The 25,508-nt window shown below is 36.0% G+C and carries 27 protein-coding genes; 15 read left to right on the top strand and 12 right to left on the bottom strand.

Features of this window, described 5'->3' with window-relative positions; genetic code table 11:
* The first annotated feature begins 58 nt into the window (after positions 1-58).
* Positions 59-1,264, top strand: a complete 1,206-nt coding sequence (locus BMX10_RS06855; protein ID WP_330387839.1) for a M20 family metallopeptidase — start codon at positions 59-61, stop codon at positions 1,262-1,264.
* A 122-nt stretch (positions 1,265-1,386) separates the two neighbouring features.
* Here the strand turns inward: BMX10_RS06855 and BMX10_RS06850 are convergent, their stop codons facing one another.
* From BMX10_RS06850 to BMX10_RS06840, 3 genes are read right to left on the bottom strand one after another with little or no spacing between them, the layout of a single operon-like run.
* Positions 1,387-2,181: a hypothetical protein gene (locus tag BMX10_RS06850; protein ID WP_090441386.1), complete on the bottom strand. Its 795-nt coding sequence runs from the start codon at positions 2,179-2,181 to the stop codon at positions 1,387-1,389.
* Positions 2,168-2,869: an ABC transporter ATP-binding protein gene (locus tag BMX10_RS06845; protein WP_090441383.1), complete on the bottom strand. Its 702-nt coding sequence runs from the start codon at positions 2,867-2,869 to the stop codon at positions 2,168-2,170. Before BMX10_RS06845 ends, BMX10_RS06850 begins: the two co-directional genes overlap by 14 nt.
* A complete protein-coding gene (locus BMX10_RS06840) occupies positions 2,866-3,249 on the bottom strand; it encodes a GntR family transcriptional regulator (protein ID WP_334292657.1) in 384 nt (127 codons plus the stop codon). Before BMX10_RS06840 ends, BMX10_RS06845 begins: the two co-directional genes overlap by 4 nt.
* A gap of 482 nt (positions 3,250-3,731) precedes the next feature.
* Here BMX10_RS06840 and BMX10_RS06835 point away from each other — a divergent pair, with 482 nt between their 5' ends.
* Genes BMX10_RS06835 through BMX10_RS06825 form a run of 3 tightly spaced genes read left to right on the top strand, consistent with a single transcriptional unit; the run spans position 3,732 to position 5,210 of the window.
* Positions 3,732-4,430 carry a YeeE/YedE thiosulfate transporter family protein gene (locus tag BMX10_RS06835; RefSeq protein WP_090441377.1) on the top strand — a complete coding sequence of 233 codons (699 nt, stop codon included), beginning with the start codon at positions 3,732-3,734 and terminating at the stop codon, positions 4,428-4,430.
* 10 nt (positions 4,431-4,440) lie between these two features.
* Entirely contained in the window at positions 4,441-4,668 is a 228-nt protein-coding gene (locus BMX10_RS06830) for a sulfurtransferase TusA family protein (RefSeq protein WP_090441374.1), read from the top strand.
* Positions 4,665-5,210: a YeeE/YedE family protein gene (locus BMX10_RS06825; protein ID WP_280140759.1), complete on the top strand. Its 546-nt coding sequence runs from the start codon at positions 4,665-4,667 to the stop codon at positions 5,208-5,210. Before BMX10_RS06830 ends, BMX10_RS06825 begins: the two co-directional genes overlap by 4 nt.
* An 84-nt stretch (positions 5,211-5,294) precedes the next feature.
* Here BMX10_RS06825 and BMX10_RS06820 read toward each other — a convergent pair whose 3' ends face one another.
* From BMX10_RS06820 to BMX10_RS06805, 4 genes are all read right to left on the bottom strand, one after another.
* The gene (locus tag BMX10_RS06820; RefSeq protein WP_090441368.1) at positions 5,295-6,185 is read right to left on the bottom strand and encodes a LysR family transcriptional regulator; all 891 of its coding nucleotides are present in this window, start codon (positions 6,183-6,185) and stop codon (positions 5,295-5,297) included.
* 365 nt (positions 6,186-6,550) lie between these two features.
* Positions 6,551-7,633: a hypothetical protein gene (locus tag BMX10_RS06815; RefSeq protein ID WP_090441365.1), complete on the bottom strand. Its 1,083-nt coding sequence runs from the start codon at positions 7,631-7,633 to the stop codon at positions 6,551-6,553.
* Positions 7,623-8,594 carry an anti-sigma factor family protein gene (locus BMX10_RS06810; RefSeq protein ID WP_090441361.1) on the bottom strand — a complete coding sequence of 324 codons (972 nt, stop codon included), beginning with the start codon at positions 8,592-8,594 and terminating at the stop codon, positions 7,623-7,625. The genes BMX10_RS06815 and BMX10_RS06810 overlap by 11 nt, the downstream gene beginning before the upstream one ends.
* Positions 8,595-8,597: 3 nt before the next feature.
* The gene (locus tag BMX10_RS06805; protein WP_090441357.1) at positions 8,598-9,104 is read right to left on the bottom strand and encodes an RNA polymerase sigma factor; all 507 of its coding nucleotides are present in this window, start codon (positions 9,102-9,104) and stop codon (positions 8,598-8,600) included.
* 221 nt (positions 9,105-9,325) lie between these two features.
* Between BMX10_RS06805 and BMX10_RS06800 the strand changes: the two genes are divergently transcribed.
* Entirely contained in the window at positions 9,326-9,742 is a 417-nt protein-coding gene (locus BMX10_RS06800) for a secondary thiamine-phosphate synthase enzyme YjbQ (RefSeq protein WP_090441354.1), read from the top strand.
* A gap of 109 nt (positions 9,743-9,851) precedes the next feature.
* On the opposite strand, the gene BMX10_RS06795 is transcribed toward BMX10_RS06800, so the two are convergent.
* The 4 genes from BMX10_RS06795 to BMX10_RS06780 all read right to left on the bottom strand — a co-directional run bounded on the left by BMX10_RS06795 (position 9,852) and on the right by BMX10_RS06780 (position 14,364).
* Positions 9,852-10,496, bottom strand: a complete 645-nt coding sequence (locus BMX10_RS06795) for a GNAT family N-acetyltransferase (protein WP_090441350.1) — start codon at positions 10,494-10,496, stop codon at positions 9,852-9,854.
* A 163-nt stretch (positions 10,497-10,659) separates the two neighbouring features.
* The gene (locus BMX10_RS06790) at positions 10,660-11,220 is read right to left on the bottom strand and encodes a rubrerythrin family protein (RefSeq protein ID WP_090441347.1); all 561 of its coding nucleotides are present in this window, start codon (positions 11,218-11,220) and stop codon (positions 10,660-10,662) included.
* Positions 11,221-11,376: 156 nt separating this feature from the next.
* A complete protein-coding gene (locus BMX10_RS06785) occupies positions 11,377-13,236 on the bottom strand; it encodes a hypothetical protein (RefSeq protein WP_090441344.1) in 1,860 nt (619 codons plus the stop codon).
* Positions 13,237-13,266: 30 nt separating this feature from the next.
* On the bottom strand, positions 13,267-14,364 hold the full coding sequence (locus BMX10_RS06780; RefSeq protein WP_090441342.1) for a S1C family serine protease: 1,098 nt from the start codon (positions 14,362-14,364) through the stop codon (positions 13,267-13,269).
* A 275-nt stretch (positions 14,365-14,639) separates the two neighbouring features.
* Between BMX10_RS06780 and BMX10_RS06775 the strand changes: the two genes are divergently transcribed.
* The 3 genes from BMX10_RS06775 to BMX10_RS06765 all read left to right on the top strand — a co-directional run bounded on the left by BMX10_RS06775 (position 14,640) and on the right by BMX10_RS06765 (position 16,950).
* Entirely contained in the window at positions 14,640-14,888 is a 249-nt protein-coding gene (locus BMX10_RS06775) for a hypothetical protein (RefSeq protein WP_090441339.1), read from the top strand.
* A 195-nt stretch (positions 14,889-15,083) separates the two neighbouring features.
* On the top strand, positions 15,084-15,764 hold the full coding sequence (locus BMX10_RS06770) for a TIGR00266 family protein (RefSeq protein WP_090441336.1): 681 nt from the start codon (positions 15,084-15,086) through the stop codon (positions 15,762-15,764).
* A gap of 139 nt (positions 15,765-15,903) precedes the next feature.
* Positions 15,904-16,950, top strand: coding sequence for a DNA polymerase IV (locus tag BMX10_RS06765; protein ID WP_090441334.1), 1,047 nt, complete (start codon positions 15,904-15,906; stop codon positions 16,948-16,950).
* A gap of 14 nt (positions 16,951-16,964) precedes the next feature.
* Here BMX10_RS06765 and BMX10_RS06760 read toward each other — a convergent pair whose 3' ends face one another.
* The gene (locus tag BMX10_RS06760; RefSeq protein WP_090441330.1) at positions 16,965-18,734 is read right to left on the bottom strand and encodes a glycosyl hydrolase family 18 protein; all 1,770 of its coding nucleotides are present in this window, start codon (positions 18,732-18,734) and stop codon (positions 16,965-16,967) included.
* 372 nt (positions 18,735-19,106) lie between these two features.
* Between BMX10_RS06760 and BMX10_RS06755 the strand changes: the two genes are divergently transcribed.
* From BMX10_RS06755 to BMX10_RS06725, 7 genes are all read left to right on the top strand, one after another.
* Entirely contained in the window at positions 19,107-19,676 is a 570-nt protein-coding gene (locus tag BMX10_RS06755; RefSeq protein WP_090441327.1) for an HD domain-containing protein, read from the top strand.
* Between the two features lie 187 nt (positions 19,677-19,863).
* Positions 19,864-21,006: an RtcB family protein gene (locus BMX10_RS06750; protein ID WP_090441324.1), complete on the top strand. Its 1,143-nt coding sequence runs from the start codon at positions 19,864-19,866 to the stop codon at positions 21,004-21,006.
* Positions 21,007-21,031: 25 nt separating this feature from the next.
* Positions 21,032-22,123, top strand: coding sequence for a DUF362 domain-containing protein (locus BMX10_RS06745; protein ID WP_090441321.1), 1,092 nt, complete (start codon positions 21,032-21,034; stop codon positions 22,121-22,123).
* Positions 22,120-22,473, top strand: a complete 354-nt coding sequence (locus BMX10_RS06740; protein WP_090441318.1) for a YddF family protein — start codon at positions 22,120-22,122, stop codon at positions 22,471-22,473. Before BMX10_RS06745 ends, BMX10_RS06740 begins: the two co-directional genes overlap by 4 nt.
* Before the next feature lie 99 nt (positions 22,474-22,572).
* On the top strand, positions 22,573-23,469 hold the full coding sequence (locus tag BMX10_RS06735) for a transglutaminase-like domain-containing protein (protein WP_090441314.1): 897 nt from the start codon (positions 22,573-22,575) through the stop codon (positions 23,467-23,469).
* A 176-nt stretch (positions 23,470-23,645) separates the two neighbouring features.
* A complete protein-coding gene (locus tag BMX10_RS06730; RefSeq protein ID WP_170834719.1) occupies positions 23,646-24,269 on the top strand; it encodes a metallophosphoesterase in 624 nt (207 codons plus the stop codon).
* Positions 24,270-24,281: 12 nt separating this feature from the next.
* Complete coding sequence (locus tag BMX10_RS06725; protein WP_090441308.1) at positions 24,282-25,277, top strand: hypothetical protein; 996 nt, start codon at positions 24,282-24,284, stop codon at positions 25,275-25,277.
* The last annotated feature ends 231 nt before the right edge of the window (positions 25,278-25,508 follow it).

Below are 25,508 nucleotides of genomic sequence, written 5' to 3'. Positions count from 1 at the left end.
TATTTACATTGTTTCATATACATAATAATAGGGTAGGAAAAATGAAAAAGGAGGTTTTATTATCTTTGTTGTAAAGAATCATTATAAGGTTAATGAATTAGTAGAGCTTACACAACAATTAGTAAGAATACCAAGCCATGAACATATAAAGACAAGAGAAAAAGATGTTGCAGAGTTTATATATAACTTTTGTGAGGACAATGATATAGAAGTAGAATTTCAGCCTATAACAGAAGATAGAAAAAATGTTATTGCTTATCTAAGAGGAAACGGAACAGGAAATTCTATAATGTTTAATGGGCACTTAGATACAGTACCTCCTGATAATATGAAAATACCTCCTTTAGCCGCTGAAGTGAAGGACGGATATATTTGGGGTAGAGGAACTGTTGATATGAAGGGAGCAGTAGCCTGTATACTAATGAGCATGTTAGCATTAAAAAGAGCAAAAATTGTTCCTGATGGAGATATTATTTTTACAGGTGTAATCGGAGAAGAAGGTAAGAGTGAAGGAACAGAGCATATTGTAAAATTGGACTTAAAAACGGATGCAGCTATTGTAGCCGAGCCTACAAATTATGAATATGTGGTAGGACATAGAGGGCTGGAATGGTTTGATATTTTTGTAAAAGGAAGAGCTGCTCATAGTGGAACCCCTGAGAGAGGTGTAAATGCTATAGAAAAAGCTATGGTTTTTATGCAAAAAGTAAAAGAAGTGCTTTATCCAAAGCTGAAGGAAAGACACAATGAGTTTATGGGAGAGTCTCTGATGAATTTTGGAACAATACAAGGAGGGACGGGTCAAAGTACAGTAGCGGATTGCTGTATTATAAGAATTGACAGAAGATATGTTCCAGGGGAAACAGTAGAAACCGTTATGCAGGAATACCAAGATATTATAGATTTGTTAAAAAAAGAAGATCCTACCTTTGATGCAAAAATAAGAAGAACGCCGGAAAGTGTACTAAGGTTAAACCACCCTCCACTGATAACCTCTATGAATGAACCCATCGTTTCTGTAGTACGAGAATCCTTAAAAGAAGTAATAAAAAAGGAACCCCATTTAACAACAGGTTTTGGATGGACAGACGCAGCACTGCTTTCCACCTATTTAAAAATACCTACAGTCGTTGTGGGACCAGGAGATCTTTCCTTGGCGCATACAGAAGCCGAAAGAATTGCTATAGAAGATCTAGTAAATACAGTAGAGATATATTCTCGGATTATAGATAAGTTTTGTATCAAGGATAGGATTATTGAGTGACACTAATAGGGGATGGGGTAATCATAGGATACTATTGATAGATTATATGAACATTGATGGCAAGATTATTTAAAAATGATGAAAGGAGCTGATGGGACTATATCAGCTCCTTATTGAATATTTTACAACTCTACCTTTTTATCATAAATCGCGGATGTTAAGAAGAATAGTCCAGTAGAAAACAGTAGGAGTAGAGCTAACTGCAATAGGAAGAATTCATTAAATGGTAGACTTTCCATAAACAAATGGTGATTATGCACTGTAATTTCATTTAAATGTGCATATCTCTCATTATTAAAAAATGAATTTAGTAAGAAACCATTAATTCTTCCGATTATTATATTGGTAAAAATAAAAGTGATCACAGTAATAAACCAGGAAAATCTCTTAAAAAGTTTTCCTATCATACTGCTAAAAAAAGCTATTAGAATGATTTGTATGATGCCAAAGAATAAGAGAATTACTCCTTTGATTAACACCTGCAATAGTTGATAACTGGAAAGAAAACCAAAAGCCTCTGTTATAATATCAATCCCTAAAAAAAATGAAGATAACAATGAGCCTATCAATATAGTGGCGCCACCTAAAACAATCAGTTGAGTCATAACAGCTAAAAGCTTTGAAAGGAAAATCATCTTGCCACCAATTGGTAAAGACATTATTAAGTAGATAGTATTGTTACTCCATTCACGGCTAACAGAGGTGAAGGTGCCTACAAAAATCACAAACATAACAATAAAGAAGATTGTGCTGGTTATACCGAGGATGGTAGGAGCAGGCCATCCAGTCAAAATTTTATAGCTAAAATATAGATATCCTAAAAAAACAGCAGCTAAAACCAATAGGCTTTCAAGCTTGACAGATAATAGATCCTTTTTATATATAGAGAAAAGGATACTACCATTAGATGGTTTCATGAGAATATACCTCCTTCATTATTTCTACAAGAGATGCTTGACGCTGGCATCTTAGCTCTTCTACATTGCCTTCAAGAGCAACTTGCCCTTGCCGAATAAAGATTACTTCGTCTAAAATTCCTTCTACTTCTCGAATCTCATGAGTAGTGATAAGAATGGTTTGATCTCCTGCTCTATAGTCATGGATAATGGTTTCAATAATTTTATCTCTGGTCAAAACATCAATACCAGAAAGAGGTTCATCTAGAAGAATAAGCTTAGCATTTCTAGAGAAGGAAAGTAATAGCTTAGCCTTAGCCCGCATACCCCTAGAGATCTTTTTAATTACCATAGAAGGCTGCAGCTCTAGAAATTTCATTAATTCATTATATTTATTCTCATCCCAGTCCTCGTAGAAGCTCTTAACGAAATCTGCTGCCTGTTGTATAGTCATCCAGGGATATAAATAATCTATTTCTGGCAAATAGGAAATAAAGTTTTTTGTATCCATGCTAGGTTTTTTACCATCAATAAGGATAGTACCATAATTAGGTTTATTAAGTCCTACAAGCATTTTAAGTAAAGTAGATTTTCCTGAACCATTAGGGCCTAATACACCGATAATTTTACCTTCTGGAATTGTAGTAGAAATGCTATCTAATGCAGTAGTACTTCCAAAGGTTTTTGTTACAGCTTTCAATTCTATCATTTCATTTCCTCCTTCAAATCCTTCTGATACTTTTCTACCAGTCCTAAGATTTCCTGGTCATCATAACCTAGAGACTGCATTTCGATGATAAAGCTTACTAATAAGGCGTTTGCCATTTCCTGTTGCAACTCCCTCAACAACTCCCTTCTTTCAACAATAAAGGTACCTTGACCTCGAATGGTCTCAGTTAAACCCATACCTTCCATCTCTCGATAAGCCCGCTGGACAGTATTAGGATTAACCTTTAACTGCTGTGCAAGCTCTCTTTGAGATGGAACCTTTTCACCTATTTTTAATTTATCGGTAATGATTTGCTTCTTTATATAATCAATAATTTGTAGATATATAGGTTTTCCATGATCAAAGTCCAATAGATTCACCTCCACATTATAATAGTGCACTAACAAACTAGCGCACTATTATAATACTGTTTTTCTCAGGAATTGTCAAGCAATATTTTTGTTGCTTACTAAACTTCATAGAATAGATGGATTTTATTGGGGGAATTGAGCATAATGGTTAGTTATACATCATAAGAATTTGTTTGCACTAAAATCATAGAAGAAATTTTCTATTTTTTATAAAAGCTAGAAAACCAAGGGTCTTAAATAGAATTATTTTTAAAAGGTAAAGTATAGCTTTTATAAGAAACAAATACTCTGAACAATCTGAAAATCATTGTGATGACGGCATCAGTTAAAGATGATATAATTTTATCAAATTTAGTTAGTCATAAATATCTAAGAAGGAATACACAGTGATTGCTACTTTATTGTGATATAATTAATAAGTATTATTAATTATAATAAGAGAATAGTATCGTTATATTTACTGGTAGGATAGCTTACAAAGGAGTGATTGAATGACATCCAGTAAGATACAGGCTTTAAAAAGACAAAAAGAAATAAAACATAAAAAGAAAAAAAGGCAAACTCCTTATGCTGTTTTGGCAACTACTATAGCACTTATCATATACCTTATGCTCACTAATTATCATCTTCATTTAAGTGGTTTTTGGATTATTGGTATTTTATTAGGAGTTACCATGCAGCGTTCCAGATTCTGCTTTGCTGCTAGCTTTAGAGATCCTATCATGGTGGGAAGCACCTCTCTATTAAAGGCAATTCTTATAGCTTTTATTATTTCAACCGTTGGCTTCTTTATCATACAATATAGAGCGGTGGCCTTAAATCCTGAATATCTACTAACAGAGATTCCAGGAAGGTTACAACCTGTTGGAATTCATACGGCTTTAGGAGCAATTTTATTTGGGACAGGAATGGTAGTAGCTGGAGGATGTGCATCTGGCACACTGGTAAGGATTGGAGAAGGTTATATAATGCAGTTAGTGGTACTGATGGGCTTTGTTATTGGCAGCACTCTTGGAGCGAAACATTTCTCCTTTTGGGATAGGATCTTAATATCTGAAGCTCCAACTATATATCTGCCTGATTATTTAGGATTTTTCCCTTCTCTGATTTTACAATTATTATTGCTTTGTGTCTTGTACTATATTGTTGATTGGTACGATAAAAAGAATAGTATTATGGCGACTATGTAGGAGGATGATTATGGAAGAGTACAAATTAGATTGTTTACATGAAGCATGTCCAATACCTTTACTGAAGGCATTAAAGCAGTTGGAAAAAATGGAGATTGGTGATATTTTAATTATGCATACTGATCATAATTGTTCTATTGCTAATGTAGTTGAATGGGCAGAAAAACATGGGCATCATATTGATTACATTGAGATTGCAGAAGGAGAATGGGAGATTTATATTGAGAAGGCCAGATAACCCAAAAAAGAAGGAGGAAAAACATGAAGCTGTATGATGAAATTTTCAAAAAACCATGGCCCTATTGGGTAGGCGGCATTATACTGGCAGTATTAAATGTTATTCTTTTGTGTACTACTGATTCCTTATGGAAGATCACCTCTGGATTTGTATATTGGGGAGCATTAGGGCTAGAAAAGCTGGGATATGATTCTGCAAACTGGTATTACTTTAGTGTATATGACAATGGATTAAATGAAGGGGAAACCTTTTTAAATAATAACTACACTGTGATTAACATTGCAGTTATTGTGGGAGCCTTATTAGCGGTTTTATGGGCCAATGAATTCAAATGGAAAAGGATCAAAAATAGAAAGCAATTCTTTTTTGCCTTAACTGGTGGAATCCTTATGGGTTATGGTGCGAGATTGAGCTTTGGATGTAATATTGGAGCGTATTTTAGTGCAATTCCATCATTTTCATTACATGGCTGGATTTTTGCTGCCTTTATGTTTGTGGGAGCCTGGATAGGCAGCAAAATATTATTTAAGTACATTTTATAAACAGTGAGAAGCATCAACTTACCAAGCAGAAAACAATAAGAGATTGACACAGAATTTTTTGTTTTGTGTCAACCTCTTATTATTTTAACAAAATCCACGATTAGAGGACATTATAAAATCAACAAAATCACTTTCGAAGCTGGCAAATTTATAATCTTCTCGATATGCTATGTAAAAGGTACTGATCATATTGACATTTTCAATCTCTATTTCTCTCAGCACTTCATCCTTTAGTTCTCTCTTAATTGTTAGTTCGGGAATAAAGGAAATACCTTTACCTGATAGAACAGAGGTTTTTATAGCTTCCATAGAATTCAATTCATAAATAATGTTTAAATCCTTCATTTCTACATTATGGGGTTTTAAATACTGTTGGATGGTTGCCCTTGTTCCAGAACCCATTTCTCTAAATATTAATGGCAGCATCTTAAGCTCATCCAGCGTAATCTTATTCTTCAACACAGGTAGGGTGGTAACAAGGATCAATCTGTCAGAAGTGATTCTTTCAAGGGTTATACCTTCTCTTTCTGTATAGTTGTGGACGATCCCTACATTGATTGTCCTATCACAGAGGTTATTCATAACCTCCTCTGAGTTGGTTATATGATAGTTGATGTCGACACATTCATGGCTCTGCTTATATATATATATACTACAGGGAAGGGCATACTCACCTACAGCTTTACAGGAGCCTATTAATAAATCCTTTTTATTGGTTTTAAGATTTTCAAGGTCACGCTCAATATTACCCTGCATAGAGAGGATGGTATTAGCATAGTCAAAAACTACTGTTCCTGCTTGCGTAAGCTCTACTCCTTTGTTACTTCTGATGAGTAGAGTGACGGCCAGCTCTTTTTCAAGAGATTGAATCTGCATACTAAGCCCTGGCTGGGTTAAATGAAGCTCTTTTGCAGCCTTAGAAATACTGTTTAGCTTAACTGTAACATAGAAAGCTCTTAAATATTGAAGGTTCATGATTTTCTCTCCCTTGGATTAGTCATGTACTTGCTAAAAGATATTTTTTAATTAGTTAATAATTATACATATTATTATAACATGAAATACCTTGGTGGGTAAATGAAATTCCCTACAAATAACAAAAAATGTTAGTTAATAAACAAACTTAAATAATTACCATTTCTTGCAAAAAGTCTTTATCGTTGATAGAAGTTGAGCTGTGATGCAATAGAATGTCACCAATTATAGCACTCAGATATTTTTATGAAACACAAATACTTATCCTTGGGGGAGTCTGGAAAGTAAAAAGAAGAAAAATGGGGATGGTTTACCTGTCATATGGCAAGTAAAGCATCCCCATGTATATGGAAAGAATGGTTAAGCTAATTTATAAGAGGAGATAAATCTACCTCATAATACTCTCCTTCAAACCAAGCAATCTTTAAGACATCATCATACAGGAGGACATTCTCAAGCATAAAATCTACTTCAAAAGAACTGGTATCATGAAGATGATTTTTAAGGGAAAAGCCATAAAAGTTTACATCAGCCTTAGTGATCCATTGATGATCCTTTAGAATAACTTCAAAGCTGGAAACTATATCATCATCAGGAGTAATTCTATTATGCTTTTGAATACTATTTTTAATAAATTCTAAATTATCAATAGGAACACTCTCCACATGATTTGCTTTTCCATCAATAAAAGTGGTATGAAGCATTTCTGCAGAAGTATAGGTGTTTAAGTCCTTCAACTGTGAATCTAAATCTTTTAGAAGTGCTTCTAATGCAGTTCCTTTATAGAGGACCCATTGCTGGCCTGCTATAGATTCTACAAAATAATCGCCATGCCAGGTTAATATTTTAGAATACCAACTCCCTTTAGGACTGTAGTTTATCCACATGGTGCCCCTATGCTCCTCACGACTATACTGTGAAGGGTCTACCACTTCTACTAATTCTAGTTGCTGAAGAGTCTCTCCAAATTCTTCTAGCAAGGTTGTTTGATTCTCAACTCTTATGCTTTTACCATAGGCAGTGGCAGATGCACCCCCATGACTTTCACTAATTACAAAACTCACCCTTGGATTTTCAAACTGAAGATTCAATCTAGTGGGGGTAGTGGCTTCAGCTTGTTTTACATAATTCACCGCCTGGATACGAAAGCTGACCATAGTGATCATAGGTAATAGCAACAAAGCCACTATCCCTATAGTATATTGTTTTCTACATTTTTTAATAGAACACTTTTCAATAAATTTAGTATAAATTAAATAGCCTATCGAAGCCGCTATAACAGCACCCATAATTCCTGTATAAAATCTTGGTAAATGTCGGTCATTAATAGGCGGCAGGGTCCATTGTAGCAGTCTCCACATAGTTCCACCAAGTATAGACAGACCTAAATAGTATCCCAATAGGGCACTTCCACATAGAGCAATCATTTTATCTATTTTAATTCTCATCTCTTTCCCTCCATGCAATCTCTGTCAAGAGTGATAGTGTTTTCTCTGATAACTGATAATGACGACGGTTTTGCATAAACATGGTACCAGTTTCTAGATCGACATGGGCAATGATTTCGCCGCCGCCCTTAAATTGCAGCAATAACTCCAGCCCTTCCTGATAATTCATAGGAGCATGAGCGTCTGACGGCGTAGTCTCAGAAAGCCCTGAAATAACCCTAAGATGCTTTTCTTCATAAAGATTGTGCTGGTCAATTTTTAGTATCCAACTAGTGCTATATTCTTGTTTTTCATAGATGATGACAGACTTGATATCCTCTAGGCCATCAATTTTATTTAATGTATGGTTATAAATACCATAAATAGCAGCAAACCAAAGGGTAAAAACAATCATACCAGAGATAATAAAGCGAATAATTCTTTTCCTTTGAAAAACTCTTTTATCACTGGTTAGATAGCCTAGCATGATACCTATAAACATAGCGATCAATGCCGGGGTGACTACCTCCACTATAAGACCTAGTATAGGATGATGGGGGAAATATCCCATGCCTCTTACAAAGTGACGATACATTAAATCCCATTGATTCAGCCTGTTTCCTGAGAAAAAGATCCCCAGCATAAACTCTGCCAGCTTATAAGGCAAGGCCATAATGGCTTTGGTAATAATAAAGCTATCAGAGGTATACTTGAGAGAAAATAAACCTATCAAAAATCCTAAGGTACCATAGGCATATATTCTTCGGATACCCTTACGGTGAGCTTTGATTTTCTCTACCAATACCTCATCATCAACTTCCACAGAGGTTTGCTGGAGCTGTAGAGAAGTATCCAACATCTGATCAAGTCTTTTCTGACAATCAATGCATATATCAATATGTTCTTCCATATGCTTCATTTCCTCTGAGGAAAGCTTTTCCTCTAAATAATTTTGCAATTGTTTTTTATGTGGACAAGGCATGTGCTATCCCTCCAATTCCTTATAAATTTTTTGAAATTCGCTTCGTGCGCGATAGATATTTACCTTGACAGTGTTCACCTTCACATCAGTGATTTCGCTAATTTCCTGATAGGATAGGTTTTGAAGCTCTCTTAAAATAATAAAGCTTTTATATTTTTCACTCATTCTATTTAAGGTTTCTTGAATCAAACGATGTTTTTCTCTATGGAGAAGATAGCTTTCAGGCACAACTGTTGCGTCATGATTTTCTCTCTCTAATAGGTTAGTGTCACAGGTCAATACTTCTCTCTTGCTTTTCCTTTTAAACTCTAGAAAGGTATTCTTTGCGATACGATAAATCCAAGTTTTAAAACTAGAACGCCCTTCAAATTTATCTATATTCAAATATACCTTCAAAAACACATCCTGACAAATCTCCTCCGCCTCTGTGTGATTTGTTGAAAGATAATAAATATAAGAAAAAATCGGTTCTTTATATTTTTGATATAATAATGTAAAATCTTTTTCCAATAGGATCTGCCCCTTTAATTTTGCTGGCCAGCAAGTATGATTCTTTAATATAGACTAAAAGCAACAAAATATGTTACAACAATACGACAAAATTAGTTTTCCATTATTTACACCATACCATAGAAAACAGAAGGAAGTCTTGAAAAAATGCTTTAACCCTATTAAAAATGGCAAAAAGGTATTATAATAATGGGTAAAAATGACAAGAGGAGGGAAAAACAATGAAATCTTATCGCAAAGAGCTGTGGTTCAATACCACCCAAAGGAGGGAATTGATTAATATCACTCCAGAAATACGAGAATGTCTGAGGGAGAGTGGCATCAAGGAGGGTTTATTACTATGTAATGCTATGCATATCACCTCTAGTGTTTTTATCAATGACGATGAAGGAGGATTACATCAGGATTTTGAAAAATTTTTGGAAAGGTTGGCTCCCGAAAAACCTCATAGTCAGTATGCCCACAATACCTATGAGGATAATGCAGATGCCCATTTAAAAAGAACTATCATGGGCAGAGAGGTAGTGGTGGCTATTACAGAAGGAAAACTAGATTTTGGCCCATGGGAGCAAATCTTTTATGGTGAGTTTGATGGGAAACGAAGAAAACGAGTTTTAGTAAAAATAATTGGAGCATAAATAAAATGATGGCTAGCTATATTATTTACAATATAGTTTTTATCATTATAATAAATGAAAAATCATTGTATAAAAGAGCTAAGTCAATCAAAAAAGAAAATAATTACCTCTATTCAATAGGGGTAATTATTTTTTCGAAAATTTTAATGTTGTTTTCCTCTTTTTGATGGAAACCCATTTTTTCTAAATAACGAGTATGTTCTTTATTACAGGAGTGACTAAGAAACCGTTGATAGCCTCTCTGTAAAAAGTATTCCTTCTGTTCTTCATAAACATATTGTCCTATCTTAAAGTCCCTATACTCTGGAATGACAAAATCCAGCTCTATTTTAAGGGTTTTTTCATCATATTTGGAGGCTATGAACAAACCAGCAGGTACAAGATTTCTAAGAATATAAAAACCTACATGATCTTTCTTTAGTGAAAAGACGGATTGAGAAAAATATTTATGAATTTCATCTTTATAAAAATCTTGAAAGTAGTGTAGATATTTAGAATCAGCATCAATCTCTAGGATTTTAAAATAATCCTTCTTTGAAGTGTAAACCTTTGTTAAGTAATAGATGTTGATAAAGACAATACAGGAGTTTACAAGACCAACCGGTAAAGCCCCTATTAAAAAACCATAGGTGGCAAACAGGAAAGAGCCTAATAAATTGATCCATCTCAGCTTTACGATGGAACTCATTAATAGAGAAATCAAAACCAAAATAGAGGCTAAATAACCTAGCCATTCTAGTAGATCAATATTCATCAACGTCACCTCTTTGATAGCATACTTGGTTCTTTAATAACTTTATTATCCACTATAAAGTATTTTACGAAAAAACTCAAATCCTTTAGGAAATAATAAAAGCATCCCTACTATCTTTTAGTATTGATATAGTAGGGATACTTATTCAAAAAAAATAATTTACTTAAGCTTTAAATGCTTTATAGGCTGTCTTCTTTGCACCACATATAGGACATTGCTCTGGAAGACCTTCTGTGGTTGTATGGCCGCAGATATCACAAACGTGGACATCACCTATATCCATATCCTTCCCCTGTCTTGCTATATCCTGAGCCTTTTGAAAGAGGGTGGCATGGACCTTTTCTGCCTCTAAAGCATAATGAAATGCTCTTTCCGCACCTTTTTCTTTTTGAAAGCGAGCGGTTTCTAGATAAACTGGGTACATCTGCTCTATCTCATGGAGTTCTCCATCGATGCCTCCTTGTAGATTTTCCACAGTGTTACCAACACCAAAAACTGCACCAGCAGGCACAGTGAAATCGCCTTTTTGATCCTTCAGCTCTCTGAAATGGTTGTCCGCATGGGCATATTCAGCATAGGCAATAGCTCTAAATAAACGTCCTATATTGGGCATCCCTTCCTTATCAGCTACATCACCCCATATAAGATAACGCATATGGGCCATGCTTTCTCCGCCATAGGCAGATCTTAAAAAATCAGCTGTCATTGCATTTTTTACTGACATGAAATATTCCTCCTAATAAATAATAATAAAATTTTCTGTAATTATTAGCTTAATTCCCTATATTTATACACAAGCAGCATAAGCTTATTTTCTAATAGGAGTTTTAAGGGGAATAGAAATAGAGGAGAAATAATTCTCCTCTATTCTCAGTATTTATCAATTTAGAAATTCACTGTTATGATGCCTGTTCCAGCTGCCGATTCTTGAACTATAATTGGTGCCTAAAATAGATGTGTTTTTCCATACCCCTTCCATGGAGCGCTTGGTGTAGTCAGTGGTATTGGCTAGTGGGATGGTAACAGTTTGTGTATATAAATCATTCCCCAGCTTAACCATATAGGTATATTGATTGGTCAAGGAAGTATAATCATAGGATTTTGTTTCATCCGTTAGGGCAAATTGATTCATGGCGTCAAGATCATATTCTGTGATGATTCTATAAATACTAACTGGCCCTATTGTAGCAGAAGACACTTGGAGGTCTGCCAATCCTATTCTTACCTCGTCTCTCTCTAATATCATATTCACATAATCCTTGATGATATCATCAAAGCTTCTTGTATCAAAGCCAGCCATCATCATTAAAGCCATGTTGTTACCGGTTTGGTAAGCAGAAACACTCTCCTGATTTCCCATACTTGGATAATAGTAATAATTATCATAATAATCATAATACCCATAGCCGCCACTATAGAAGTTATCATGGGTATGCCAGATTTTTGTTAAATCTGCCTTATAATTATATCTTTTTGTTTTAATTTCTTTAGGTTCCGTCCAATCAATCAAGCTGGTTGGGTCTAATATTTTGCCTAAATAGCTGCTTCTCTGATTGGTTAACCTAAAGGATTTCAACATGGTTTCAAAGGCTTCTCTTGTTCTGGGCTCATTATACTTTTTATCAGATATATTAGCAACTAAGCGATATTTATAGCCTCTGCCTATAACATATAGGGTATCCACCACATAAGGGTTCTTAGGGATAGTTGTATACTTGATTTTTACCCGATAGCCCTCTGCATCGCCAAGCTGTACTTTTTCCGCCTGTAATATTTCATAAACCTTGTCATTATAATTTTGCTGTAGGTCTTGTATTTCTTCTTTAGCCCACCCCTCAGCAGTTTCTGTTGGTAAGGCAGAGCTTACTAGAGAGACGGTAATTCCTTCCCTAAAGGGGAGATGGTTGTTAAAATCTAATTCCTCCTCCAGGATATCTTCATCAGTGCCATATATTTCTTCATCACTATAAACAGCTGTGAAATGCTGTACTCTAGCATTGGAGATACCTTCTTCTTTCCAATAAGGATTTACAGTAATCCTCCATCCATAGCTAGTATTATCATAAGCTCGAGGCTCGCTGACAGAATCAGAAAGCTCTTTAATATAGGGACTGTTCTCATCATAGCTTAGAACAAAGGAGGAAGTTAACTTATTAAACATTTCAGGGTTTTCTCGATAATACCTACCCTCCATGGTAACCTCTAGATTATAGATATAATCATTTTTAATATAAATACGGTTTTCTATGTAGGAGCTGAACTCTTCTGCTGCATCGTCTATAAGATAGTAATCATAAAATGGGTCCATTTTTACGATGCGAATATATTTTTCCCCTCTTTCATCCTGTTGAATATCAAAGGTAAACTCTTTTTGGGAGTAATACCAATAATAATGAAAGTCACGGGTATTCATTTGTCTGCTATATAGTATATCCTCAAGAGTATATTTTTGCTCATTTTTCATAACCTCAAGAGAAACATTAGACTGATAGCTTTCGGTATACATATCAAAATAATTAGCTCTATCGGATTTATAGACAATGGCGTCATCTGGAAGGTGCATAGACCATTTAAAGATACGACTGCCAACCTCCGTTTTCATTCTGTCTGCTTTACTGGAAAACACCTCATATAAATCAATCGATCCATCATCCTCTAATCCAAAGACATAGGAGGGGACCGATGCTATGAAAATCATTAAACATAGAAAAATAGTAATAAATCGTTTTCTTTGTTTCAATTGATTCATCTCCATTCCCATCATATTATTTTACGGACGATCTTTTAAGGTTACGTTAATATCAAAAGGTTTATTATTTCTTGAGAAGGTTAAGGTTACTTGATTACCGGGAAGATACTGTTTTAACGCTTCATTATAAGCAGCGATGGAGGAGGTTTTTATACCATCAATAGCCTCCAGCATGTCACCCTCCTGTACTTGACTGGAGGCAACTACTGCATCCTGTCGGAGAGTAACAACCCTAAGCCCTTGATTTGTTGGGATCCCCAACATGGCAGCCCAGTTTTCTTCAAACTGTATTCCGGTATAGCACCTTCTAATTCGTCCAAACTGATGATAATGATCTAAAAAATAAGAAACATTTTCAACGGGAATTGCAAAGTTCATACCAGAATAATAGACATAACCTAAGGTATTAATACCAACCAGCTTTCCGTCCATATTTACCAGAGGTCCACCACTATTGCCAGGATTGACGGAAGCATCTGTCTGAAGATAAGTATAGGTTTCATCCACAGGGCGATTGAGGCCACTGATAATCCCTCTGCTAGCACTATTTCGATATCCAAAATATAGAGGGGTACCAATAGCAATGACAGTATTACCAACCTTAACATTGTCTGGGGCTTCTAATTTTACCGGCTTTACATTACTGCGATTAATTTTAATAAGTGCTAGGTCGATCTCTTCATCTCGATACAAAAGCTGAGCCTGATAAGCTTTACCATCATACATCACCACATAAATTTCTTCCATATCTTTTACTACGTGGTTATTGGTAATGATTTTGCCATCAGAAGAGATGATTACACCAGAGCCATGCTGAAGATTGCTAGGCATTTTGGTATAAACATGATCCTGTTGTCTATAGGTCTTGTTATTACCAATGATAGCAACTACAGATTGGTTGATCTCGTCAATTACCTTTGTAATTTGTCCATCTTCCTTTTCCATCTGCAGCATTTCTTTTATAATATTCTTTATCAATCCTTCAAGATCATTACTTAACACCTCAATTGAAGCTTCATTAGAGGTTTCGGTAGCTACAGAAGGTGATTCTGCAAAACCAGCTAAGGGCTGTATCAGGATTAGGACAAAAATCATAAGAAATACAATGAACTTTTTCAAGAAAATACCTCCTATTAAATGAATTCTTTTTAAAAGACACCAACTTTATTCTATTAAAGCAATAAATGGAAAACTTACTCTGTAATTTCAATATACTCCTTAATGTGAATGATGTCAATTTCAAAAGATAAATCATTATTATATAATGTAAAGAAGCTCAGGATTATGCAAGGAATATCATTTATTTTTATCCTTCTCTAAAGTGGATAAGGCTTTAAAACACCATTTATTCTTATGCTTCATAAAATATATTAATAAGTAGAGGAGGCCTGATTATGAGTGGTTTTGATTCCAACAGTATAAAGAGTTTACCTCTGATCGTTGCTTTATTGGCAATATTAACATCAAAGGCTGTGGATGATGGAGGCAAGGTTTCCGTCATTGGAAATTGGATTTCTGTTTTTGGTGATACACTGCAGGCACTTGGAGAAACACAGGAATTTATTGAAGAACGAGAAGAAGAACGATGCAAAATCCAGAAGGAGATTGAAGAATTGAAGAGAAAATTAGAAAAGCTTAAATAGATAAAAGTACATTCCTTAATATACTGAATGTATTTTTTGTTATGGGAAATAAAGGATTCTTATAACCATTATAGAACATATCTTAAGAGAAAAAAGGAGCTATGCATAAAAAAATAAATAAATCAGAGGAGTTTATAAAATAATTTATAAGAGTGAGGAATAAAATAAACTATTACATAGAAGGGAGAAAAAATTATGAATTATAAAATCATTGGTAGCACCATGCCTTTGGTAGAAATGACCTTAAGTAGAGGAGAGGTTATAAAATGCCAAGCAGGTGCCATGAAGTGGATGGATGCAACAGTAGAAATGAAAACCAGTATGGATGGAGGCGTTGGAGGTTTTTTAAAAAGAAAAGTGATGGGTGAAAGTGGATTTATGAATTTCTTTACAGCTCAACAGGATGGAGATAGAATTGCCTTTGGACATACCTTCCCAGGACATATCATACCAGTAGATGTCAGCAAGAGATCTATTATTTGTCAAAAAAGAGCCTTTCTCTGTGCAACAGAAGGAGTAGATCTTGAGATAGCCTTTCAAAGACGATTAGGGTCAGGTTTCTTTGGGGGAGAAGGCTTTGTTATGCAAGAGTTAAAGGGTACAGGTTTAGCTTTTGTAGAAATTGACGGCGAGGCTTATGAAATGGATCTAGCAGCTGGACAATCAATCAAAGTAGAAACCGGATCAGTAGGTATGTATGAGGCAACAGTAGACATGAATATTGAGATGATTAAAGGATTCCGTAATATGCTATTTGGTGGGGAAGGAATGTTTTTAACCACTTTGACTGGGCCAGGAAAGGTATGGATTCAAACAATGCCGATCCAAAGTATGGCGGGAGAAATGTATCCGTTCTTACCAACACCATCTAAATAAAGCTTAGAAAAAATCTCTGGTTTTAATCAATAGAACAAGAGATTTTTTTCAAAAATAAATGTAAGAATCTGATATACTTTTAGTAGAGATAGTAAAGAAAATTACACAAAAAAGGCAATATACTAGGGAGAAATGCTTCATGGAGAAAAAAATCATTCATGTAGACATGGATGCTTTCTTTGCAGCAGTAGAACAACAGGATTATCCAAAACTTAAAGGCAAACCGGTGGTTGTGGGGGGAAACAGCCATCGAGGGATAGTGGCTACATGTTCCTATGAAGCTAGAAGCTATGGGATTCATTCTGCTATGCCTATCTTTATGGCAAAACAAAGGTGCCCCGATGCTGTTTATTTACCTGTAAGATATGAACGCTATAAAGAAGTATCCCGAAAGGTATTTAGTATTTTCTATAGCATCACGGATTTAGTAGAGCCCTTATCTATAGATGAGGCTTATCTCGATATAACCCACACTTCACAGGAACCAATAAAGATAGCAAGCTTTATAAAAAAAGAAGTATTGCTTCAGACAGGACTAACCCTTTCAATAGGGATTTCCTATAATAAGTTTTTAGCAAAACTTGCTTCCGATTGGAACAAGCCTAATGGCATTAAAACTATAACAAAGGACATGGTACCAGATATCTTAAAACCCTTATCCATAAAGAAGGTATATGGTATTGGTAAAAAATCAGCTGACAAATTGAATAGCATTGGCATAGACACTATAGAGGATTTAATGAGTTTGCCAGAGGAATACCTAATTCATTTTTTAGGTAAGATGGGGACGGAGATTTATCAGATGATTCGCGGTGTAGACCACCGAGAGGTGCAGGTGGGAAGAGAAGCAAAATCCATTGGGAGAGAAACAACGCTGCAGCAGGATACAAGGGATAAGAATTATCTTAAAGACATTTTACTAGCTTTTTCAAAGGATATAGGAAGATCTTTGGAAAGAAGAAATATATCAGCAAAAACCATTACCATAAAATACAAACTAAGTGACTTCTCAAGCCATACTAGAAGTAAGAGTATACATCACTATTTCCAATCTCAGCAAGCAATCTATACTTTAGCATGTGACATCCTAGAAGATATTGTTTTAGAGGAGGATTTGAGACTGATCGGTCTATCAGTCTCAAACTTCTCCCAAGAGGAAATGCAACAGCTAAGCTTTTTTGACTAAATAGAGGAAAATAATTAATCAAAAACAAGATCATAATAGCTTTTACTATTTTTCACGATATCTTCTAGTGTAGACCATATATCTTCTTTCTCAAAATCCTTTCTCCAGGCAGCAAAGCCAGCTAGATTATACTTTTCTATGATGGAGGCTTTTAAAGCAAGGGATCTTTTATCCTCCAGCCACACCCTATAGGTGCTACCTTCCTGTTGGTACTCTGCATAATACTGACCTGCAGTTTCATCCCAATGGAGCTCAGCATCATTTTTCTCAAGAATAGAAGCTATAGCTTCCATACCATAAGCCCTAGAAGAAACCTTGATGCTGCCATCTGGCTGTTTTTCCTCCTGCCAAAGCCTTGTGTAAAATGGGAGACCCAATAAAAGCTTCTCAGGAGGAATATAATCAAGACTACGCTGAATACCTCTTTCTACCCATCCAATAGAGGCAACAGAGCCGCTTCTTGGACTGGATCCCCAATGCTCATCATAGGTCATTACTGCAATATAATCTACAATAGGTGCAAGTTTTTGTCGATCATAAACCATTGACCAATTAGGACTGGTGGAAGGTATGGTTACATCAATAGATACAACAAGATTTTGCTGATGCAGCTTGTCTGTCAGCAGTTGGACAAACTCAGTTAAAGCAGTTTGATCTTTATAATAAATATTTTCAAAATCGATATTGATACCATCGAGTTGATAAATACTACTATACATAATCATTTGACGAATAAAATTTTCCTGGGCCTCTATATCTCCTAAAAATTCATGGGTCAAATCAGGATCAAAGCTATTGGTAACAAGTCCCCAGACCTTATAGCCCTTTTCATGAGCATCTTGAACATACTCAAGGACTCCTTTATTTAATACTGTACCATCGGCTTTTATTAAATCAAACCAGGTTGGAGATACAATATCTACAGCATTGATTTTTTCCTCATCCCTTCTGTCCTTTGTTCTTAAATGGACATAATCCCATACAAGACCAACTGTCTCATCAGGCTGCCACTTCTCGGGGAGAGGTGCAAAAAAATTGGAATATGAGGTGGAAACCTTACTATCCCCTAAAAGATTCACAGAGGTTTTCTCGATATAGCCTAAATACCCTTCTCCTGCTACCACTCTATAATAATTACCCTCTTCCTCATAAACCCTTATCATTACCTCCGGTTCGATTTCTACGATTTCCTTTCTAAGCATTCCTGGCTTGTCCACCAAGCTAGCAGATTTTACAGTCCTTCCTAAGTGATAAGCATCATAAGGACTATTAACCACAACAAGATCCCGATCCTCATAATAGTTTACTTCAAAGCCCATTACCTTTACTAATGATTGTAGAGGTATATAATAGACATCCTCCACAAGTCTTAGTAAAAAATTTAATCGAATATTTCCAGACTTCATATATGCATCTAATGACTTCTCAGTAAAGCTATAATAATCCTGAGGAATGTCTATATAGATACTGCTATCTTTTCTTGCAAATTCTACATCTGGAAGGATGTATTTCTTCACCAAGGCAATATCCATATAAATCTCATCCTGCTCTATCATCAGCTTTCCATCAATCTCTTGATTTCCTATAAGGATATTAGCAGTACTGTACTGGCCACCATCAGAAAAGGTGGATACGATATTCTCAGCAAAGCTGGTAATATGTTTTATCATATTATCTCTATAAAAATAACCGAAAACGGTTACAACGATAGACATCCAAAGGATAATAGATAGTGTTCTTCGTCTTCTGTTTCTCCTTTTTTCTTTTCTTATGGCTGCTCTCAAAATCTCATCCCCTTAAACATCATACTTTAACTTTATTATACAGGAAGGTATTGATGGGAGAAAGTCTTTAGAATTTTTTACAAAACTTACATCTTAATCCCTCATTCATTTGTTTTATAACGACATTTTTCCATGATTTTATGTCTAAAATGTGATATTCTTATTAGAAACACAGACAAAGAAGTAGCTAGAGGAGATTAAATTTCATTCATATAAAAACAGCCATTTTAAGCTTGTTGTTTTTAGAGAAAACATGCTATGCTAAAACTAGATAACTTTAAAAATACTTATTAATCCAGTCTTCATGAATTTCATGAAAGCAATTATACTGTTCATGAAGCTGGAGATTCACAAACAAAGGAGAGAAAAAACATGAGAGAAAGAGAAAAAGCCCTAGAATTATTAGAAAAACATCTAAAAACAGAGCATCTTACAAAACATTCTTATGCTGTAGAAGCAGTGATGAGAGCCCTTGCTAAAAGGTTAGAACCCAGTCAGGAAGAACAATGGGCAATGGCAGGACTGCTCCATGATCTAGATGCAGATTTAGTTGACTACAAAAATGGGGAAAATCATCTTCATGGTCCTAAAACTGTGGAAATTTTAAAAGAAGCAGGTATTGGAGATGAATCCATGTATCATGCCATATGCGCCCATAACAAGGAGACTGGAGTGAAAATAGAAAGCACGATGGATAGAGCTATCTATGCTGCAGACCCTATTACTGGATTTATTACTGCAATTACCCTTGTATATCCTGATAAAAAACTAAGCAGCGTAAAAGTAAAATCCATATCAAAAAGAATGAAGGAATTAAAATTTGCAGCAGGGGCAGACCGGCAGGCTATGGCATCCATTGAAAAAATAGGCATACCCTTTTCTGAATTCGCAGAGCTTTCTTTAAAGGCCATGCAGGAAATATCAGATGATTTAGGACTCTAGAAAAGCAAGGGCTTAATAACAATTCTTGAGAAGGATGAGAGGCTCATCAGTTAAAATCCTCTAATGAAGAAAAGACCTTGCCTGAGCACCCCTTCAACCGGCGAGGGGAACTCCCTCTGCACTGCCTATGTCTAGGAAATGAAAACTATAATTTCCTAGACATAAATAAATGTAGGAGATGAAGAAAATGAGGATTATGGAATCGGAAGGGATACCAATAAAGATATGGGCTACAGAAATCGACGAAGGAGCTATACAGCAAGCAATTAATTTGTCTAAGCTGACCTTTGCCTATAGCCACATAGCTTTAATGGCGGATGCTCATGAAGGCTATGGGATGCCGATAGGAGGTGTCCTAGCTACAGAGGAAATGATTATTCCCAATGCAGTAGGGGTAGATATAGGCTGTGGAGTTGTAGCGATAAAGACAGATAAACAAGAACTCAATAGGAAATCAACTGAGGAAATATTAAATAAAACAAGTCAAAGGGTTCCAATGGGCTTTAAACGCCATAAAAAACCCCAAAACTGGCAGGGCTTTAAAAAAATACCTGATAGTAGGATTATTAAACAGGAATTAACCTCAGCTAGAAAACAGCTAGGAACCTTAGGGGGCGGAAATCATTTTTGTAGTATAGAAATGGGGAGTGATGGATTTATCTGGTTGATGGTGCACTCCGGCAGTAGAAACCTTGGATTAAAGGTAGCCAATTACTACAATACTTTAGCAAAAAAACTAAATGTAAAATATAACATCGTACCCCCAAAGTATGATTTAGCATCCTTGTCTATTGATTCCCCGGAGGGAAGGGAATACTTTGCCGCCATGGAGTTTTGTCTAGCATTTGCTAGGGCAAACCGCCAAGCTATTGCTGATGCTTTTTATGACGCTTTTGCAGAGGAAACAAAATCTCAGGAGATTCTGCAGCAAATCGATATCCATCATAATTATGCAGCTATGGAAAAGCATTTTCAAAAACAAGTTGTGCTCCACAGAAAGGGTGCCACCAGCGCAAGAAAGGGAGAGCTAGGGATTATACCAGGATCTATGGGGACACCTTCTTATATCGTAGCAGGCTTAGGAAACCCAGAGAGCTTTCAGTCCTGCAGTCATGGTGCTGGGAGGGCAGTAAGCAGAAAAAAAGCAAATCAAATCATTACGGAGGAAGCCGCCAATAAAGCAATGGAGGGAATTTTATTTAAAGGCTGGCGAGGAGACTATTCAGAAGCCCCTATGGCCTATAAGGATATAGAGGAGGTCATGGCAAATCAGAAGGATTTAGTAAAACCATTGGTAAAACTGACACCTCTAGGGGTAATCAAGGGATAAAGCATCAATAGAAAGGTTTGATAACATGCAAAAGAATGAAATTGCTGTGAACTATGGAAAAGATGCAAAAAAAATGGTAAAGGAGCTATTAGCAGAGCTAAAGATGGAAAAAGGATTAAAAAAAGATGCCTCCATTGGGTTAAAGCCCAACCTGGTGGTATCAAAAAAAGCCTCCAGTGGAGCCACTACCTCCCCCGAAATCGTAGAGGGAGTTATTGAATATCTACAGGAACAAGGCTATAGCAATATCACCATTATGGAAAGCTCCTGGATCGGAGATAGCACTACAAAAGCCTTTAAGGTATGCGGCTATGAAGAAATCTCAAAAAAGTATAATGTACCTCTGCTAGATTTAAAGAAGGATAAAACAAAAACCATAAAAATCAAGGAGTTAACCTTGGAGGTATGTGCCTCTGTCCATGAAGTAGATTTTCTTATCAACCTCCCAGTACTAAAGGGGCATTGTCAAACAAGAATGACCTGTGCTCTAAAAAATATGAAGGGATGTATTCCCGATAATGAAAAGAGAAGATACCATACAATAGGCCTTCATAAGCCAATCGCTTACTTAAATAAAGCATTAAAACAGGATCTAACCATCGTAGATGGTATGATGGGGGATTTAACCTTTGAAGAGGGAGGGACCCCAGTAGAAATGGAACGTATTATTATCGGCAAGGATCCAGTACTGATAGACAGCTATGTAGCAGAGCTGATGGGATATAGCATAGAGGATGTAGATTATATCAACATAGCTGCAGAACTAGGGGTAGGCTCCACCGATGTAGCTAATGCCATCATCACAGAGTATGGTAAAGAAAATAAGAATACCATAGGGATAAAGGATTCTAATAAGGTCAGTAGACTAGCCAAACATGTGGTTCAAAAGGATGCCTGCTCAGCCTGCTATGGAAGTCTTATTCATGCGCTACAAAGGTTAGAGGATAAAGGAAAGCTAGGGAGACTGAAGGAAAAAATCTACATTGGTCAGGCTTTTCAGAAGGAAAGCTTGGAAGGACTGGGAATTGGCCTGTGCACCAAAGAATTTTCTAATAACATCATGGGCTGCCCTCCAAAGGCAAAGGACATCGTGAAATATTTGGAGGAGAAAATATGAGTACAAACAATGGAGCAAAATCAAAAAAACAGCCAGTAGCGTTATTTAACGGTACCGTCGTTACCACCAATGGAGTATATAGGATTTCGGATATCACCATTGATGAAGCAAAAGAGTTGATTAAGGAATATGGCTATATATCAGCAATAGGGCATGAAGCAACAGCAGAAGCCATGTCAGATTTATTGGAGGTATCAGTAACAATGAATCGTATCCAGTTTTATCAAGGAATAGGACAAAAAGCAATTGTTTTAAAGCTAAATATTAGACCAGCGGAGGGAGCTATACTAAATCGTCCAGAAATAGAAAGCATAGGCTACAGTTTAAAGCTGATGGAAAGGTTAGAATAAAAGCATAAAGATGATCAAACATGACATACTGCTGTCATATTACTCCTGATATAATAATATGCAAATTTGAAATATTATTTATGTTGAGGAGGATATAAGATGAAATTGGATAGTTGTGTAGCGTTTTATTATGAACAAGGACTCACTTCATCTCCAGGAGCATACCAGCATTTGCTTGATGATTTTCCTACTGACATACCTCAGCTTTGTGAAAGCATACACAAGTTTATGTTAATTGATTTATGGGTGAATATGCAGCTAGTGACAGTTCAACAAGAGTATTTAAATGATAGCAGACTAAGGAGTATTGAAGAAAAATTGAGAGAAGTAGTAAAAAGAGATGATTCCAGTTTGAAGAATTCAAGAGATTCCCAGAAGGCTTTGCTTGGCAATTGTAGAGATCTATCTCTTATGCTTTGTTCTATTTTAAGGTATCATAAGATACCTGCTCGATTGAGATCAGGATTTGCATCTTTTTTTGACCCTTTCCACAAGAAAAACTTTGATCATTGGGTTTGTGAGTATTGGAATAGATCTGAAGAACGCTGGATTATGGTAGATATATGGATGAGTCAAATTCACCTAAAAAAGGAAATGCTGCCGATTCAACTGTTTGAAGGTTTACTGAAGCTACATTACAATCCCTATGATGTAAAAGGTGAAGATTTTATGACAGGAGGAGAGGCTTGGGTCAATTGCAGGGAAAATGGACATGATCCAGAAAATTATGGCACTGAAGAAGAACATTTAAATGGAATGTGGTTTGTTAGAGATAATATGATTCGTGATCTTCTATGCCTCAATAAGCTGGAACCTCTTCCTTGGGATTGTTGGGGCATGATGGGAAAAGAAAACAGTGTAATAGCAAGAAGGGAATTAGAACATATGGATAAAATAGCAAAGCTCTTAAATACAAAAAACTTTTCAGTTTTTAATCTCCAAGAGCAATTAGAAGCTTTGCAGATAAAAGACTGTATCCTAAAATCCTTGGGTTAAAGGAGGATAGAAATTGAGTTATCGGAAATTCAAATAAAAGACAAGGGGCAGGGTAACTTTCTTTAAACAAGTTCCTGTCCCTTTGTCTGTGGAGAAGGAAAAAACATGGTAATTGTCGAAATGATAATCGAGCTATCGATAGAGGGAGACGAAGCAGGAAAGGAAATGAGATGCTTATGAGGATACAGGAAAAAATCAAGACTTGGATAGGGCTGTTAATGGATAAACCCTATCTACCTCGACAGCTTCTAGAGGCAAAGGGTCCTCTTCTTTTACACATCAGTGATACACCAGAGGAGATTTATGAATATATTGTTCGTTTAATTAAGAAGCTGCAGCCAGATTATATTATTCATACTGGTGACTTAGTGGACAATATTAAGCTGGAGGTATTACCAGAGGCAGTAGATGATTATTCAAGTGCTCTGGGGAAATTTCTTCCTCAACTGGAATCGGTGGAGGCAAAAGAAATTTATTATACCCTAGGAAATCATGATAACTCTGAAGTGGTAAGAGAGATAACAGAAAAAGGCATAGTGATGGAGGAAGGCAATATAATGGTAGAGGGGGTTTCATTATATATCAATCATTATCATATAGATAAAACTCTAGCTGGAGATTATTACTTATTTGGTCATAGTTTTGAACCCGATAGCTCCACTGATAAAAACCAAGTTAAGCTAAATGGGCTGATGGGGATTAATATCATCGATTTAACCACAAAACAAGTATATATTCTGCCTTACCCTTTTGCCACCAATCAATTTAGAAAAATGGAGAAAAGGGGAATTGGCCTTTAGGAGGAGAGGGAAATGCTTTTTTTAAGGATGGGTCCTCGGTTGATTTTTCTTAGAACTTATGGGATAGAGCAGTTAGAGGATTTTTTAAAAGAGAATCTTAACGGCAGGGAAGTGGATTTTTATCCAGGGATGGAGGAGGCATCAGAGGATAGCAGTCTAATCTTCATCACAGATCCCCATCCTATAAAAACAGAAATCAAGGATGCTAAAACAATCATCCTTATTAATCAGCCGGCCTCTATTTGTTTAGCCACTATTATTAACAGCCACGTGTCTCAATTGGTAGAGAGGGTGGAGATGGGACCCTCCTCTATGGTAATGCGTATTGCTGGGAAGGAGACTATAGTGGCGGAGCAACTGCTGGAGCTATATAATGGAAAAGACTTGTCTTTAGAAGAAGCTGTCAATGAAGGAGAACAGGGAGATACCATTTTGTTTTTGACCCATCGGCAATTATCTGAACCACTAGGTAAAAAGGATTTATTAGAGCCTCCATTACTTCTACATCAAGCCTCCTCTCAAGTCTTTAAGAAACTTAGGAATGAAGGGATACTATACATCACCCAAAGCCTAGAGGATAGGAAATGGTATGAGGTACGAGTGAATATTTATGATGTTCAAGGTAATTATGATAAGCATTATGAGCGCTTGATTCATGTGCTTTACCATTTGGAGGCGGGGATGGTATTAGAAGAGGTTTGGACTAGGGATCACGCATTAAGCCTTTTTACTGTGTTAGCTTATCAAGTTCGTTTATTTACCCTCTATAAACCTCAGGAACTTAAGGAAATATTAATTGGTCTAGAGTTTGATGAGAGCGGAAAGCGATTAGTGGATTTGGATTTGTATTATCGCAACAAAAAAATCTCTTGGGTAGATATAGATAAAGAGAAGAAAAAAAGAAACAAGATCCAGGAGGGTATAGAGAAAAGACAAGGATTATTAGAAAAGATGTCAAAAACAGCAAAAGAGAAGTTATTAGCAATAGAAAATAAAAGCAACAATTAGAGATATCTCTACAGATGACAGGACAGGAAAAAATAGGACAAAAGCTATTCTGTAGAAGTCTAGTATAAGACCAGTATAGGGAGTAATACTAGAAGGCGAATAAAGAGGGACGAGAAGCTATAGCTTAGAACTGATGACAAGATTGGTATAATACGTAGAATAACTTAGCATCTCATTAAAGAGATGCTTTTCTATTTCAAAAACAACAATTCATCTATTATTTTAGACTTT

The organism is Natronincola peptidivorans (genome assembly GCF_900111615.1).
GTDB lineage: Bacteria > Bacillota > Clostridia > Peptostreptococcales > Natronincolaceae > Natronincola_A > Natronincola_A peptidivorans.
The sequence above is the reverse complement of the archived record's forward strand: the minus strand, read 5'-3'. Positions and strand labels throughout refer to the sequence as shown.